The sequence below is a fragment of the Microbacterium sp. Leaf159 genome (genome assembly GCF_001423615.1).
Classification (GTDB): Bacteria; Actinomycetota; Actinomycetes; order Actinomycetales; family Microbacteriaceae; genus Microbacterium.
On the sequence record NZ_LMOU01000001.1, the window covers coordinates 1,100,237 to 1,114,807 of the forward strand.

Genomic DNA, 14,571 nt, shown 5'->3' on the forward strand with positions numbered 1-14,571 from the left:
TTTTCCTCCGGTGGTATGCGACCAGTTTATCGGGTGTTACCCGAACCTGGATGTCCCCTATGAAGAAATGCATCAAGCCTTAACATTCAGGGCACCTGCCAGAAGGTGTTCCCGAGGGCGTAGACGTGGTAGATCCACAGCCACTGGCCCACCAGACAGGCGGCCAGAACTCCCACTCGCCAGAGGCGCGACCGCGGCACCGCGAGTGCTCCCCAGGCAGGGCTCAGAGGAAGCAGCAGCCGGAACGTACTGGACTGCGGGAAGAAGACCGCGAGCAGGTAGAGCAGGTAGCTCGCGCTCCACAGACGCAGATCCGGGCCGAGTGCGCGCACCTGCGGAAGGTAGATCAGTGCGGCGCCGGCCGCCACCACCAGGAGCGCGAGCACGACCGGCCCCCACGATGTCGGAAGCCCCCACTGGCCGAACCAGAACTGGGATGCCTGGATCCATCCCTCGAAGGGGATGAACCCCTCCACCCCGCCGACGAGCCAGTTCCGACGCCAGGAGAGCTCGGTCGCGAGGTAGGCCCCCGGGTCTCCGGTGACGATCCCGGCGATCACCTGCCACGAGAATCCGGCCACCGTGGCCAGAGCGCCGAGGGCGACGATGTGCATGACCTCTCGGGTCGCAAGCGGGTCCTCGCGCCGGTGCCACCAGCGGAGGATGCCGTGCAAGCCCAGGTAGAGCGCGAAGGCAAGGATCCCCGGACGTGTGAACGCCATGATCGGGATCAGCAGGTACAACCACGTGTATCGGCGACGCACCGTGGCGTCGAGTGCGAGGAAGAGCAGGAGGAGGAAGAGCGTCTCGGCGTAGCCGACCTGGAACATCGCGGCGATCGGCCCCGACGCGAAGAACACGACCGCCCACATCGCGGCCTGCTGCCCGATGCGGTCGCGCAACAGGCGGTGCAGCGCGACGCACGCGAAGTACCCGGCGACGAAGGACAGCAGGAAGGCGCCCATCCCCCACGACCCGAACAGGAAGCCGATGCCCTTGGCCGCGAACGCGAACACGGGCATGAACGCCCAGGCGTTCTCGGCGACGTCGCCGGACTCGGTGAGCGGCAGCTCCGACGGGTATCCCTCTTCCGCCACGAGCCAGTACCACTGCGCGTCCCAGGCGACGATGAAGTCGACGAGGCCGGGATCCGCGCCGAATCGCGACAGCGACGTGGACTGCAGCGCCGCCGCGATCATCAGCGCGGTGGTCACCGCCCGGGCGGCCAGATAGACGAGCGCGATCCGCAGCGGGAGCGGAGCACTCGCCCAACGACGTGTGAGCGTCAGCGCGAGCTGAGCCACGTGCGCAGTCCTCGCTCGACCGCGTCGATCTGCGCGAGGGGCACCCGCTCCTCGTCGTGGTGTGCGAGGTGGGGGTCGCCGGGGCCGTAGTTGACGGCGGGGATGCCGAGGGCCGAGAAGCGCGCCACGTCGGTCCAGCCGTACTTCGGGCGGGGCTCGGCGCCGACGGCGGTCACGAACTCCTGCGCGATGGGTGCGTCGAGCCCCGGGCGGGCGCCTTCTGCGGCATCCGTGATCTCGACGTCGAAACCGGCGAGCAGGTTGCGGATATGAGCCTCGGCGTCGGCGGCGGACTTGCTCGGCGCGAACCGGTAGTTGACCTCGACCTCGCACGCGTCGGGGATGACATTCCCCGCGACTCCACCGGCGATGCGCACAGCGCTCATGCTCTCTCGGTAGAGCAGTCCGTCGACCGGGATCTCCCGGGCGCGGTACTCGGCGAGACGAGCGAGGATCGGGGCGGCGCGATGGATCGCGTTCTCGCCGATCCAGGCGCGCGCCGCGTGGGCGCGAACCCCGGTGGTGCGCACGATCGCGCGCATCGTGCCGTTGCATCCGCCCTCGACCTCGCCGTTGGAGGGCTCACCGAGGATCGCGAAGTCGGCCTGGAAGAGATCGGGGCGCACCACGGCGAGAAGCGCCAGGCCGTTCTTCGACGCCTCGACCTCCTCGTTGTCGTACCACATCCAGGTGATGTCGACCGAGGGCTCGGTGAGCTCGGCGGCGAGCTTGAGCTGCACGGCGGTGCCGCTCTTCATGTCGACGGTTCCGCGGCCCCAGAGGTAGGCGACGCCGTCGACCTCGATGTCCTTCGTCGGCACGTTGTCGTTGATCGGCACCGTGTCGATGTGACCGGCGATCGCGACCCGCTGTGTGCGCCCCAGGTTCGTGCGGGCGACGATCGTGTTGCCGTGGCGGATCACCTCGAGGTGTTCGAAGGCCGAGATCGCCTCCTCGATGGCATCCGCCAGGGTCTTCTCGTCACCCGAGACACTCGGGATGTCGCAGATCGCGCGGGTCAGGTCGACGGAGGACGCTGTCAGATCGAGCACCATGCCCCCAGCCTACTTACCCCGACATCTGTGCGATCGCGCATATCTCCTCGCGATAGCGTGGAGACATGACTGAGGCGCGCACCGTGTGGGGTACTGGACTTTCGACGATCTCCGGCAACGGGACCGTTCTCGATGCCTGGTTCCCCGAGGTGCACACCGACACTCCGTCGGCAGCGGACGCCGCGGCCGCGCTCGTCACCCTCGAGGCTCTGGCCGGACCCGACGAGCGCCGCAACGTCACGGTGGAGACCGTCCAGCTGCAGATCGACCTCGATGCCGCACCGGCATCGACCGTCGACGCATACCTGCGCCTGCACGCGCTGTCGCACCTGGCGGTGCGTCCGAACCAGCTCAACCTCGACGGCATCTTCGCCCATCTGCCGAACGTGGCGTGGACGAATGCCGGCCCCGTGCACCCCGATGACGCGGCCAGACTCCGTCCGCTGCTGCAGCGCGCCGGCATCCAGGTGCAGGGACTCGACAAGTTCCCGCGCCTCAGCGACTACGTACAGCCCACCGGTGTCCGGATCGCCGACGCCTCGCGCGTTCGTCTCGGCGCCCATCTCTCCCCCGGTACCACCGTCATGCACGAGGGCTTCGTGAACTTCAACGCCGGCACGCTCGGATCATCGATGGTCGAGGGCCGCATCTCGCAGGGCGTCGTGGTGGGCGACGGCAGTGACATCGGCGGAGGCTCGTCGATCATGGGCACCCTGTCCGGTGGCGGTGCACACCGTGTGTCGATCGGTTCTCGCACGCTGCTCGGGGCGAACGCCGGCATCGGCATCTCGCTCGGCGACGACTGCGTGGTGGAGGCCGGTCTCTACGTCACGGCGGGCACCAAGGTCGTGCTCGTCGACGGCCCCGCCACGGCCGACGGCGGCAGGAAGACGGTCAAGGCCGCTGAGCTCTCGGGGCAGGACGGTCTGCTGTTCCGTCGCAACTCGCTCAGCGGAGCGGTCGAGGCGGTCAAGCGCGCCGGCGTCGGCGTGACCCTCAACGACGCTCTGCACGCCTGACCCCGACTCGCTGGGGCGGGCGACGTCCCAGGCTTCTCCTCCTGACGCGTGATAGTGTCGAGGCGACGCTCCTCGCTATGCGAGACGTCTGCGTCGTCGACACGCTCCCGCGCCACTTGCCTGGTTCTGGCCATTTCGAACGGCGAAACGATGCGCGATCCCGCGCCGTCGCCCACCTTCCCGCACCCGGCCCGATGGTTCGTGCGTGCATTCTCGGAGATACTTCATGACTTCCTTCCTCGATCTCGGCGTGCCCGCCGACCTCGCCGCCGTCCTCTCGAAAGACGGCAAGACCGAGGCGTTCGCGATTCAGCGCGACACGCTTCCCGACTCTCTCGCGGGCCGCGACCTCCTCGGCCGTGGCCGCACCGGCAGCGGAAAGACGATCGCATTCGCGCTTCCCCTCGTCTCCCGCCTCGCGGCCTCTTCGCGCAAGAGCCGCCCCGGACACCCCCGAGGACTCGTCCTCGCTCCGACCCGTGAGCTCGCGACCCAGATCGCCGCGACCATCGCTCCCCTCGCCGAGGCCAAGGGCCTGCGCGTCACCACCGTCTTCGGCGGCGTGAGCCAGCGCCCGCAGGAGCAGGCGATGCGCAACGGCGTCGACATCGTCGTCGCGTGCCCCGGCCGCCTGGAAGACCTGATGAAGCAGCGGGTCGTGCAGCTCGACGCCGTCGAGGTCACCGTCCTCGACGAGGCCGATCACATGGCCGACCTCGGCTTCCTGCCCGGCGTCACCCGCATCCTCACCGCAACCCCTGCCGGTGGTCAGCGCCTGCTGTTCAGCGCGACCCTCGACCGGGGCATCGACACGCTCGCGCGTCGGTTCCTCTCGAACGCCGTGAGCCACGAGGTCGATGAAGAGAGCGTTCCGGTCGGCGAGATGACGCACCGCGTACTCGTGGTCGATTCGACCGACAACAAGACCACGCTCGTGCGCGACCTCGCCTCGGGCACCGGGCGCCGCATCCTCTTCACCCGCACCAAGCACCAGGCCAAGAAGCTCGCGAAGCAGCTCACCGCCGCCGGCATCCCGGCCGTCGACCTGCACGGCAACCTGTCGCAGAACGCGCGTGAGCGCAACCTCGGCGCGTTCTCGTCCGACCCCGAAGACGGCGGAGTTCGCGTTCTCGTCGCGACCGACGTCGCCGCCCGTGGCGTGCACGTCGACAATGTCGACCTCGTCGTCCACGTCGACCCGCCCATGGAGCACAAGGCGTACCTGCACCGCTCCGGTCGCACCGCTCGTGCGGGAGCCGCCGGGACGGTCGTCACGGTCGTGCTGCCCGAGCAGCGTCGCGATGTGAAGGACCTTCTGCGCAAGGCGTCGATCACCGCCGCTCTGGAGCCGGTCACGTCCGGCGCCATCACCGAGCTCGTGCCTGAGCGTGCGCCGCACGTTCGTCCGGCTCCGGTTCAGGCGCAGCAGCAGCAGCAGCGCCAGTCGTCGAAGCAGCGCCCGGCCGGTGGCGAGCGCAACTCGGCCGCCAACCCGCCGTCGCGTCGCAGCCGTCGCCCCCGCTCGGGCGGTCAGGGCGGACAGGGTGCAGCGGCTGGATCCCGTCAGGGCGGCGGCCAGTCCCGCTCCGGTGGCCAGGGCGGCCGCGGTCGCGGCTCACAGGGCCGCTGACCCTCAGACATGACGAGGCGGGTGCACCGATGCTGAGGCATCGGTGCACCCGCCTTTTCGTGCCNTGAGGCGTGACCTCGTCTCGTCACCCCCGAACGGCGGCCAGCACCTGCGGGTCAGAGCACCCTCGGACGAAGCCGGCGAGGCGTCGCCGGATCTCGAACCCGAGAACTCGCACGCCGATCCACTCCGCGATCGGAGCGATCCACGCCGGGCGGCACGAGAAGTTGTACTTCCACACCGCGAGCGTTCCCTCGGGAACCTCGGTGAATCGCCAGCCGCCGCCGAGCTTGGTGAAGAACCATGGCCCGGTCTCCATGACCATTCCGACGTTGCGCGGTGGGGCGTAGGACACGTAGCGGCTCACCATCGAGAAGCCGAAGCGCTGGCGTGTAAAGGTGCGCACGTCCTTCGCCGCGACATCGGCACCGTCGAGGAAGTGCTGCTCGCTGATGAACGGATCCCAGCGCCTGCGCACGGCTCCGGTCGTCTGGGACACCGCGAAGGCCGTCGCCGGATCAACCGGAACGACGGCCTCAGCGGTGACGACGGGCATCGCGCCTCGGATCAGCGAGTCTGGAACGTGCGCTCGGGGGACCCCGTGTAGAGCTGCTGCGGACGGCCGATCTTGGTCTGCGGGTCGAGCTGCAGCTCGCGCCACTGCGCGAGCCAGCCGGGCAGGCGGCCGATCGCGAACAGCACGGTGAACATGCGCGTCGGGAAGCCCATCGCCTTGTAGATCACGCCGGTGTAGAAGTCGACGTTCGGGTACAGACGACGCTCCTTGAAGTAGTCGTCGGCGAGGGCGAGCTCCTCGAGCTCCTGAGCGAGGTCGAGAAGCGGGTCGGTGACACCGAGCTCTGCGAGGACTTCGCCCGCGGCTTCCTTGACGAGCTTGGCACGGGGGTCGTAGTTCTTGTAGACCCGGTGCCCGAAGCCCATCAGCTTCACGCCCTCTTCCTTGTTCTTCACCCGCTCGACGAAACGCGACACGCTCTGACCGGAGTCGCGGATCTGACCGAGCATGGTGAGGACGGCCTCGTTCGCCCCGCCGTGCAGGGGGCCGGAGAGCGCCTGGATGCCCGCGGAGACCGAGGCGAACTGGTTCGCGCCGGTCGATCCGACGAGGCGCACGGTCGACGTCGAGGCGTTCTGCTCGTGGTCCTCATGCAGGATCAGCAGGAGCTCGAGCGCCTTCGACATGACCGGGTTGACCTGGTATTCCTCGGAGTGCACGCCGAAGTTGAGCTTGAGGAAGTTCTCCACGAACCCGAGGGAGTTGTCGGGGTAGAGGAACGCCTGGCCGACGCTCTTCTTGTGCGCGTACGCCGCGATGACCGGCAGCTTGGCGAGCATGCGGATCATGTTGAGCTCGACGTGCTCGGGGTTGTGCGGGTCGGTCTGGCCCTCGTAGTAGGTCGACAGGGCGGCGACAGCCGACGACAGTACCGACATCGGGTGCGCCGTGTGCGGGAGAGCCGAGAAGAAGCGCTTGAGGTCTTCGTGCAGCAGCGTGTGCCGACGGATCTTCTCGTCGAACTCTGCGAGCTCGGCAGCCGAGGGCAGCTCGCCGTAGATCAGGAGCCAGGCGACCTCGAGGTAGCTGGTCGAGCCCGCGAGCTGCTCGATCGGGTACCCGCGGTAACGCAGGATCCCCTTGTCACCGTCGATGAACGTGATCGCGGACTTCGTCGACGCCGTGTTGACGAACCCGTAGTCGAGTCCCGTGTACCCGGTCTGGCGGGTCAGCGTCGAGAAGTCGATGCTGTCGGTTCCTGCCGTGCCGCGCACGAGCGGGAACTCCGCAGTGGTCTCGCCGATCGTCAGCTTCGCCGTCGCCTGCTGCTCTGCCGCTGCGCTCACGCGGGCCTCCTCATGGATCTTCATCAAGTCGGATGTGGCGATGTCACGGCGCTGTGCACCAGGTCGGATCGAGATCATCGATACATGACCGAATCGCCTTTACAGCCTAGTAGGCACACCGGCCTACTGTGACATCGGACAAAAGAAAGGCAATGGTAGGGAGGGAACCTACAGAGCCTGGGCGTGCAGGCGCCGAGCACCCTCGGCGATCCGCTCGGACGGGGCCGTCAGAGCGAGACGCACGTGCTGCGTGGAGTGCGGCCCGTAGAAGGGGCCGGGGCCCGCGAGGATGCCGAGATCGGCGAGCCGGGCGATGCTGACCCACGCATCCTGCCCTTCGGTGGCCCACAGGTACAGCCCGGCCTCGGAGCCGTCGATGCGGAACCCCGCAGCCTCGAGCGCGGGGCGCAGGGTGTCACGCCGGTGCCGGTACAGCTCCTTCTGCGCCGCGACATGCTCGTCGTCGCCGAGGGCGACGGCCATCGCATGCTGCACGGGCTCGGGCGGCATCAGACCGAGATGCTTGCGTGCCGTGAGCAGCTCGCCGACGATGCGCGCGCATCCGGCGACGAACGCTGCTCGGTAGCCGGCGAGGTTGGACTGCTTGCTCAGCGAGTACACGCTGAGCAGGTTCGCCCTGCTGCCGTCCGTCACGCGGGGATCGAGGATCGATGGAATGGACTCGCTCGCCCAGCGACCGTCCCAGCCGAGCTCCGCGTAGCACTCGTCGCTGGCGAGAACCGCGCCGATCTCACGCGCGCGGCGCACCGCTGCCGAGAGCTCGTCGACCGTCCACGTGCGTCCGTCGGGGTTTCCCGGGGTGTTGATCCAGATCAGCTTCGCACCCTCGGGCCATTCGGCGGGGTCATCGGCGGCCAGAGGTGTGGCACCGACGACGCGGGCGCCGACCTCGTAGGTCGGGTAGGCGATGCGCGGGTGCACCACGATGTCGCCCTCACCGAGACCCAGGAGGGTCGGCAGCAGCGCGACGAGCTCCTTCGAGCCGATCGTCGGAAGGACGTTGGCCACGGTGAGGTCGGGCACTCCCCTACGCCGCGCGTACCAGTCGACGATCGCCTCGCGGAGAGCCGGAGTTCCGACGGTCTGCGGGTAGGCGTGCGCGTCGGTCGCGTCGGACAGCGCCCGACGGATCAGCTCGGGCGTCGGATCGACGGGCGATCCGACGGAGAGATCGACGATGCCCTGGGGATGCAGGGCTGCGCGCTCACGGTACGGGACGACGGCATCCCAGGGGTAGTCTGCGAGGTCGCGGACGCTCACGGACTACTCGCCCTGGGGAGGGAGAGCGGCGATGATGGGGTGGTCGTGCGCGATGACGCCGACCTTCGCCGCACCACCGGGCGAGCCGACCTCGTCGAAGAACTCGACGTTGGCCTTGTAGTAGTCCTGCCACTCGTCGGGCAGATCGTCTTCGTAGTAGATCGCCTCGACGGGGCAGACCGGCTCGCAGGCGCCGCAGTCGACGCACTCGTCGGGGTGGATGTACAGCGAGCGTTCGCCCTCGTAGATACAGTCAACGGGGCACTCGTCGATGCAGGCGCGATCCTTGACATCGACGCACGGAAGGGCGATCACATACGTCACCCTCTCAGTCTACGACTCGCGACCTGTCCGATCGCCCAGCGCGGGTCCTCGAGTGGGCGAACTCGCGTCGTCGCCGCGCGGTCCGGCCTGCGGTGCGGCGGGCTCCGCCACGGCATCCGTGCGGACAGGCAGCCGAGAGAACGACGGCCACGCGACAGCGAGCAGTACGAGACCGGCGACCAGATAGATCCAGATGCGACCGCTGAGCGTGTCTTCGACCACGACGGATCCGCCGGGGCCGACGCCGGAGATGAGGACGAGCATCCCCAGCATCCCGAGACCGGCGGCGAGAGTCGCACCCCGATCGTGGGTGAGCGCCCGGATCGCCACGAGGATCGCGCCGCAGGCGATGGCACCGACGATGAGACCCACGGGGATCGGTCCCCACATCAGACTGTGGCCGATCGTGCCGGCGACGCCGAACACGCCGCCGACGAGGGCCGCCGCTATCCAGGAGAGCACCCGGGAGATCCATCCGATACGCACGAGACGATCCTACGCGCGGTCGCCCTGCGCCCGGATCATGCCGCGGCCCGGCGTCAGGCTGCGAGACCGAGCAGACGCAGCAGAGCGGCCACCGCGGCCGCAGCGAACACCACGACCAGGAATGACTGCCGCAGCCACAGCAGCCCTGCCGCGACGAGCAGCGCGGGCACCCGCGCATCCACGACGACGGCCTGCCCCGCCCCCAGGGTCTGCACCGCCACGAGCGCGGCGAGCAGCGCGACGGTGAGGAGATCCGAGATGCGTGCGGGACGAGGGGCTTCCAGCACCTTCGGCGGCACGAGGTATCCGACAGCTTTGAGCGCGAGGCAGATAACCGCGGCCAGCAGGATGGCGCTCCAGACGCTCATCTGCCCGCCTCCGGATCGTCAGGTCCGACCGGGGCGTCCCGACCGAGCCAGTTGAACCATCCGACGACGATCGCCACGACCGCGGCGATCAGCACCGGGAGCCCCGGCATGATGAACGGCGTGAGTGCCGCCGCCACGACCGCTGCCGCGATGCCGACGGCGATCGCCTGACGCTGCCTGAGCCGTGGCCAGAGCAGAGCGAGGAAGGCCGCAGCAGCCGCGGCATCCAGTCCCCAGGTCTTCGGATCACCGAGCACGTCGCCGACCAACGCGCCGATGAGGGTCGTGGCGTTCCATCCGACGAAGATGCCGACGCCCGTGACCCAGAAGCCCACCTGGCGGAGCCGCGGGTCGCTCTGCGCGATCGCGACCGCGGTCGACTCGTCGATCGTGAAGTGAGCCGCGGCCACCCTCCGCGCCGGAGTCGTGCCGACGATCGGCGACATCCGCATGCCGTAGGCGACGTTGCGCACGCCGAGCAGCGCGGCCGAAGCGATGGCCGACGGGAGTGCGGCGACTCCCCCGGCGGCGAAGACACCGACGAAAGCGAACTGCGACCCGCCGGTGAACATCAGCAGGCTGAGCACGCAGGACTGCCAGACGTCGAGACCGGATGCCACGGCCAGCGCGCCGAACGAGATGCCGTAGGCGCTGGTGGCGAGCACGACGCCGAGCGCCTCACGCCAGACCTCGCGCTCGGCGCTCACGAGAGATTCGTTCGATTCAGTGAACACACGATCATCATTCTGAACATCGATCGATGGATAGTCAAGCGAACGATCGTTTGACATGATGAACACATGGAGGATCTCCGCACCCGCATCGCCCGTACCCTGCGCCGAGAACGAGAGGTCGCCGGGCTGTCGGTCTCCGAGCTCGCCCGTCGCGCGGGGATATCGAAGGCAACGGTCTCGCAGCTCGAGTCAGGATCGGGCAACCCCAGCGTCGAGACCCTCTGGGCGCTGGGCGTCGCGCTGGGCGTGCCGTTCGCCGTCCTCGTCGATCAGCAGACCAACGCCCCCACCCTGATCCGCGCAGACGATCTCGCGGGCGTCCCTTCCTCCGCAGCGGCCTACAGCGCGACGCTGCTCTCCGCCAGCCCTCCCGGGGCACGTCGGGACGTCTACCTGATCCAGGCGGAGCCCGGAGATCCGCGACGCTCGGACCCGCATCATGCCGGGACGACGGAGCACGTGATCCTCATCTCCGGACAGGCGCAGATCGGACCGGCGGGCGAGCCCGTGCTGCTGAACCCTGGCGACTACCTCTCCTATGCCGGTGACGCCCCCCACGTGTTCGAGGCCACGGCGCCCGGAACCAGTGCCGTGCTCATCTCGGAGCTGCGCTGAGGTCAGTCGGTGGCCGTCGCCGGTGACGGATCGGGGATCTCGTCGGGCTTGTACTTCGGCAGGCGAGACGCCGGGAGGATCGCCACGGCGCTGAGCCCCGCGAGAAGCAGCAGCCCGAGGCGCAGGGTACCCAGGCGCGACTCCTCGTTGACCGCCACCGCGGCGTCGATCTGCTCGGGGGTCGCATCCGTCTGTTCGAGAGCCGCGCGGAGATCGTCGTTGCTGACGAAGTTCAGGTTGTCCATGTCGACCTGCGCCACGAGCGTGGGCGGCAGCTCAGGATGCTCCACCACCGCGCGACCGATGCTCAGGCCGAGCAGAGAGACGAGCAGCGCCCCCGCCAGGGCGGTTCCGACGGCCGACGCGAGGTTCTGGGTCGTTCCGCGGAGGGAGCCGACGTCGCCCGCGAGCTCAGCGGGGGCTGCCGTGACCAGGACGTTGAAGACCAGGGTCACGAGCGCACCCTGCCCGATGCCGAAGACGATCAGACCGAGGATCGTGGGCAGGGTCTCCCAGTTGTTGTTCACCACGAACGAGAGCCAGACGAGCGCGACCGTCGTCAGGATGAACCCGAAGACGCCGATCACCCGGGGCGGGTACTTCTTGTAGAAGCGCACCACGAGCGTTGCGGTGATGAAGACGGTGAGGTTGAACGGCATCATCGCGAGCGAGGTGTCGAACGGCGTGCGTCCCTGCACGATCTGGATGTACAGCGGGATCGTGAAGTTCACGCATGCTTCGAGGGCCACGACGATGAACATCGCGTACACCGCTGCCCGCTCCTTCGAGGACCCCAGCACGCTGAGATCGATCAACGGCACCTTGCCCTCAGCCATCCGCTTGCGAGTCCACACGAAGAACGCCTGGCCGAGCACGATTCCCACCACGATGAACGCCGGCGCCGGCGACAGACCGAGGATGCTGAACGGCGCAGCCTCCGTTGCCGCCACCGCGCCCCACCCGTTCAGGTTGTTGAAACCGAGGGTGAGCAGCACGATCGCCGCACCGATCAACAGCGAGGCGACGAGGTCGATGCGGATGGAGGCGTCGCCTCGGTCACCGCGAAGGGTGAAGCTGAAGGCGAAGACGACGACCGCGATGCCGAAGACGATGAAGAACATCGGACGCCACCCGACGAGCGTGCCCAGTGTGCCGCCGATCAGGAACGCCGTCACACCCGAGATCGCGCGAGCAGAGCCGATGGCACCGATCGCGGTGGCCTGCTGGGCACCTCGATAGTTCTCGGCGATCAGCGCCACGATCGAGGGCACGATGATCGCCGCTGCAGCTCCCGCGACCGCCTGCCCCGCGATGGCCCATCCCACGGTCGGAGACATGATCATCAGCACAGACGACGCGGCGAACAGCGCGATCACGACGCGGAAGATGAGCACCCACCCGACGCGCTGCCCCAGCTTCGCGCCGGTCATGACCAGCGCGGCGACGGCGAGTCCGTACATCACGATGGTCGTGCTGGCGACGGTGGGCGGCACGCCGAACTCGCTCACCATGCCCCCCAGCGAGATCGGCAGAGCCGCCACGTTGAACGACATGAGCACCTGAGCGAGGAAGAGGCTGACCAGCGGCATCCACGACTTCTTGGTGGACGTCGGCGCGATGTGTGTCATGGGAGGGTCCTCTGATCGGTGGATGAAGGAGTCAGTCCGTCGACCGAGCGGTCGCAGAGGGGGCGGAGGCGAACAGGTTCAATCCGAGCGCGCGGGAGAGATGACCGATCGCGAGCTGCGACCGCACCGAGTTTCCCGCCCGATCGAGACGCGGCGAGAATCCTGCCACGGCGCCCTTGCCCGGGGCGACAGCGACGATGCCACCGGCAACGCCCGACTTGGCTGGAAGGCCGATCTCGAACAGCCACTCCCCCGATGCCTCGTAGAGTCCCGTCGAGGCTGTCACGGCGAGGGTGTCGCGGCAGACGTCGGCGGAGACGACCCGCACGCCCGTGACCGGGTTCACGCCGCCGTCGGCGAGCGTCGCCCCCATGACCGCCAGATCATGCGCAGTCACGCTCAGCGCGCACTGCCGGGTGTAGACGTCGACGACCTCGTCGGGGTCGCCGTCGAGCCGCCCGTAGCTGCGCAGAAGCCAGCCCATCGCGCGGTTGCGCTCGTTCGTCTCCGCCTCGGAGGCGTGCACCACGCCGTCGAGACTGAGCGGACGACCGGCGAATGCCGACAGTCCCTCCCTGACGCGCTCCCACTGCTCAACCGCGGTGGCCCCGGGCATGAGCCCCGTCGTCGCGATCGCGCCGGCGTTGACCATCGGGTTCATGGGGTGCCCGCTGTTGAGTTCCAGCGCCATCAGCGAGTTGAAGGCGAGACCTGTGTTGTTGACACCGACGATCTCGCGCACGCGCTCGTGACCGTGCTCCTGGATGGCGAGGGCGTAGACGAACATCTTCGAGATCGACTGGATCGAGAACGGATGCAGGGCATCCCCCGCATCGTGGAGGCCGCCGTTCACCTCGATGACGGCGAGGCCGAACAGCTCGGGGTCGACCTCGGCGAGCACCGGGATGTAGTCGGCCACCGATCCGCTGCGATCGTCGGCGTAGCGCCGGTGCGCCTCGCGGACGTGATCCTCGACGCTGTCCCACGCGGGAAGGGTTCCCGTCGACACCTGCTGGGGAATGTCGGATAGCACCTCGACGTCCATTGGTCCTCCTCCGGATCCACGACCCCCCAGCCGTCACCGCTCACGGTAGTGCCAGCGCGCCCGCGCTGCCTAGAGGTTTCAGTGACCGTTTCAGATCGTCACAAACGCCGAGACCCACCCGCCGCGGATATCACGGGGGTGGGTCTCGGTGGGTGCAGCTGCTCGTGGCGTGAGGTTCAGTACCAGTTGGAGGCCTGCGAGTGACCCCAAGCGCTGCACGGCGCGCCGTACACGGAGTCGATGTAGCCCAGACCCCAGGCGATCTGGGTGGCTGCGTTGGTCTGCCAGTCGCTTCCGGCGGAGGCCATCTTGCTTCCGGGAAGCGCCTGCGGGATGCCGGTGGCTCCCCCCGATGCGTTGTACGCCTGGTAGTTCCAGCCCGACTCCTTGGTCCACAGCGAGTTGAGGCAGGAGAACTGGTCCTCGCCCCATCCGTACTTGTCGGCCATCATCTGACGAGCGGTGGCCTTCGCGCCCTCGGGGGTGTTCGCCTGCGCGAGTGCGGCAGCCTCCGCCGCCGCCTGCTCGGCAGCAGCCTGGGCCGCGTCGTCAGCCGCCTTCTTCTCCTGGGCGGCAGTGAACGATGCCTCAAGCGCGGCCGTACCGGCGATGACGTCGTCGGTGCCCGTGGAGGTCGCGACGGCGACGGAGGAGAGCAGGAGCGCGGACATGGAGTCACGATCGCCGCTCAGACGGTCGATGTCGGCCGCGAGCTCGTCGGTCGCGACCGACGACGGGTCGGCGCCGAGGTCGAGCCCCGAGGCCGCGACCTCGGCGTTGAGGGCGTCTGCCGCGGTCACGGCATCCTCTGCCAGAGCGATAGTGATCGCCGAGTCGTCGGCGATCTTGGCCAGGGGCTCGCCGCCGGTCACGAACGAGGTCACCTCGGCGACAGCATCCGGCATCTCTGCTCCGGCGGCCGGGCCCGCCGCCATTCCGACGGTGACCGCGAGTCCGAGGACAGCGCCCGCGACCGTGCCGAAGATCATCTTGGGGCGGCGTGCGGTGACCGCGTTACGGGCGGACGCCGCCGCGTGGGCGCGCCGAAGCGCACGGGAGGTGTGAAGCATGGGTTCGACTTTCGGGTCGTCGTACGCCCGTCACAGGACACTCATCGGGAGATCGCCCCAGGCGCAAGGTAACGATTCTGCAACGGCCCGCCTGTGCGTTTCATGAAAAAAGGGCCCTGTACAGCCATTTACGGCTGCACAGGGCCCTT

At 68.4% G+C, this 14,571-nt stretch carries 15 protein-coding genes; 3 read left to right on the forward strand and 12 right to left on the reverse strand.

The features are described from left to right. Positions 1 to 86: 86 nt before the first annotated feature. Complete coding sequence (locus tag ASF80_RS05320; protein WP_056308623.1) at positions 87 to 1,304, reverse strand: hypothetical protein; 1,218 nt, start codon at positions 1,302 to 1,304, stop codon at positions 87 to 89. Then, positions 1,286 to 2,359 (reverse strand): succinyl-diaminopimelate desuccinylase, encoded by a 1,074-nt coding sequence (dapE, locus tag ASF80_RS05325; RefSeq protein ID WP_056308625.1) that lies wholly within the window; start codon positions 2,357 to 2,359, stop codon positions 1,286 to 1,288. The genes ASF80_RS05320 and dapE overlap by 19 nt, the downstream gene beginning before the upstream one ends. A 65-nt stretch (positions 2,360 to 2,424) precedes the next feature. On the opposite strand from dapE, the gene dapD reads away from it, so the two are divergent. Both dapD and ASF80_RS05335 read left to right on the forward strand, forming a co-directional pair. Continuing rightward, positions 2,425 to 3,378 (forward strand): 2,3,4,5-tetrahydropyridine-2,6-dicarboxylate N-succinyltransferase, encoded by a 954-nt coding sequence (dapD, locus tag ASF80_RS05330; protein WP_056308627.1) that lies wholly within the window; start codon positions 2,425 to 2,427, stop codon positions 3,376 to 3,378. A gap of 226 nt (positions 3,379 to 3,604) precedes the next feature. After that, positions 3,605 to 5,008 carry a DEAD/DEAH box helicase gene (locus tag ASF80_RS05335; protein WP_056308629.1) on the forward strand — a complete coding sequence of 468 codons (1,404 nt, stop codon included), beginning with the start codon at positions 3,605 to 3,607 and terminating at the stop codon, positions 5,006 to 5,008. A gap of 85 nt (positions 5,009 to 5,093) precedes the next feature. On the opposite strand, the gene ASF80_RS05340 is transcribed toward ASF80_RS05335, so the two are convergent. From ASF80_RS05340 to ASF80_RS05370, 7 genes are all read right to left on the reverse strand, one after another. Then, positions 5,094 to 5,564: an SRPBCC family protein gene (locus ASF80_RS05340; RefSeq protein WP_056308631.1), complete on the reverse strand. Its 471-nt coding sequence runs from the start codon at positions 5,562 to 5,564 to the stop codon at positions 5,094 to 5,096. An 11-nt stretch (positions 5,565 to 5,575) separates the two neighbouring features. Then, positions 5,576 to 6,895, reverse strand: a complete 1,320-nt coding sequence (locus tag ASF80_RS05345) for a citrate synthase (protein ID WP_120493400.1) — start codon at positions 6,893 to 6,895, stop codon at positions 5,576 to 5,578. A 144-nt stretch (positions 6,896 to 7,039) separates the two neighbouring features. Then, entirely contained in the window at positions 7,040 to 8,152 is a 1,113-nt protein-coding gene (dapC, locus tag ASF80_RS05350; RefSeq protein WP_056308633.1) for a succinyldiaminopimelate transaminase, read from the reverse strand. Between the two features lie 3 nt (positions 8,153 to 8,155). Continuing rightward, positions 8,156 to 8,476: a ferredoxin gene (gene fdxA / locus ASF80_RS05355; protein ID WP_042542002.1), complete on the reverse strand. Its 321-nt coding sequence runs from the start codon at positions 8,474 to 8,476 to the stop codon at positions 8,156 to 8,158. A 9-nt stretch (positions 8,477 to 8,485) separates the two neighbouring features. Continuing rightward, positions 8,486 to 8,962 (reverse strand): histidinol dehydrogenase, encoded by a 477-nt coding sequence (locus tag ASF80_RS05360; RefSeq protein WP_235559889.1) that lies wholly within the window; start codon positions 8,960 to 8,962, stop codon positions 8,486 to 8,488. A 53-nt stretch (positions 8,963 to 9,015) separates the two neighbouring features. Beyond that, positions 9,016 to 9,330, reverse strand: a complete 315-nt coding sequence (locus ASF80_RS05365) for an AzlD domain-containing protein (protein WP_056308635.1) — start codon at positions 9,328 to 9,330, stop codon at positions 9,016 to 9,018. Continuing rightward, positions 9,327 to 10,037, reverse strand: coding sequence for an AzlC family ABC transporter permease (locus tag ASF80_RS05370; RefSeq protein ID WP_056311802.1), 711 nt, complete (start codon positions 10,035 to 10,037; stop codon positions 9,327 to 9,329). The genes ASF80_RS05365 and ASF80_RS05370 overlap by 4 nt, the downstream gene beginning before the upstream one ends. Before the next feature lie 93 nt (positions 10,038 to 10,130). Here ASF80_RS05370 and ASF80_RS05375 point away from each other — a divergent pair, with 93 nt between their 5' ends. Continuing rightward, entirely contained in the window at positions 10,131 to 10,679 is a 549-nt protein-coding gene (locus tag ASF80_RS05375) for a helix-turn-helix domain-containing protein (protein ID WP_056308637.1), read from the forward strand. 2 nt (positions 10,680 to 10,681) lie between these two features. On the opposite strand, the gene ASF80_RS05380 is transcribed toward ASF80_RS05375, so the two are convergent. From ASF80_RS05380 to ASF80_RS05390, 3 genes are all read right to left on the reverse strand, one after another. Continuing rightward, on the reverse strand, positions 10,682 to 12,307 hold the full coding sequence (locus tag ASF80_RS05380; RefSeq protein ID WP_056308639.1) for an MFS transporter: 1,626 nt from the start codon (positions 12,305 to 12,307) through the stop codon (positions 10,682 to 10,684). Between the two features lie 31 nt (positions 12,308 to 12,338). Beyond that, the gene (glsA, locus tag ASF80_RS05385; protein WP_056308641.1) at positions 12,339 to 13,352 is read right to left on the reverse strand and encodes a glutaminase A; all 1,014 of its coding nucleotides are present in this window, start codon (positions 13,350 to 13,352) and stop codon (positions 12,339 to 12,341) included. 176 nt (positions 13,353 to 13,528) lie between these two features. After that, positions 13,529 to 14,422: a hypothetical protein gene (locus tag ASF80_RS05390; RefSeq protein WP_056308644.1), complete on the reverse strand. Its 894-nt coding sequence runs from the start codon at positions 14,420 to 14,422 to the stop codon at positions 13,529 to 13,531. Between the last annotated feature and the right edge of the window lie 149 nt (positions 14,423 to 14,571).

Coding starts and splice junctions, on each gene's coding strand:
- dapD (WP_056308627.1), top strand. CDS start 2,425: ATGACTGAGGCGCGCACCGTGTGGGGTACTGGACTTTCGACGATCTCC.
- glsA (WP_056308641.1), bottom strand. CDS start 13,352: ATGGACGTCGAGGTGCTATCCGACATTCCCCAGCAGGTGTCGACGGGA.
- ASF80_RS05375 (WP_056308637.1), top strand. CDS start 10,131: ATGGAGGATCTCCGCACCCGCATCGCCCGTACCCTGCGCCGAGAACGA.
- ASF80_RS05365 (WP_056308635.1), bottom strand. CDS start 9,330: ATGAGCGTCTGGAGCGCCATCCTGCTGGCCGCGGTTATCTGCCTCGCG.
- ASF80_RS05380 (WP_056308639.1), bottom strand. CDS start 12,307: ATGACACACATCGCGCCGACGTCCACCAAGAAGTCGTGGATGCCGCTG.
- ASF80_RS05390 (WP_056308644.1), bottom strand. CDS start 14,422: ATGCTTCACACCTCCCGTGCGCTTCGGCGCGCCCACGCGGCGGCGTCC.
- dapE (WP_056308625.1), bottom strand. CDS start 2,359: ATGGTGCTCGATCTGACAGCGTCCTCCGTCGACCTGACCCGCGCGATC.
- ASF80_RS05335 (WP_056308629.1), top strand. CDS start 3,605: ATGACTTCCTTCCTCGATCTCGGCGTGCCCGCCGACCTCGCCGCCGTC.
- ASF80_RS05340 (WP_056308631.1), bottom strand. CDS start 5,564: ATGCCCGTCGTCACCGCTGAGGCCGTCGTTCCGGTTGATCCGGCGACG.
- ASF80_RS05345 (WP_120493400.1), bottom strand. CDS start 6,895: ATGAAGATCCATGAGGAGGCCCGCGTGAGCGCAGCGGCAGAGCAGCAG.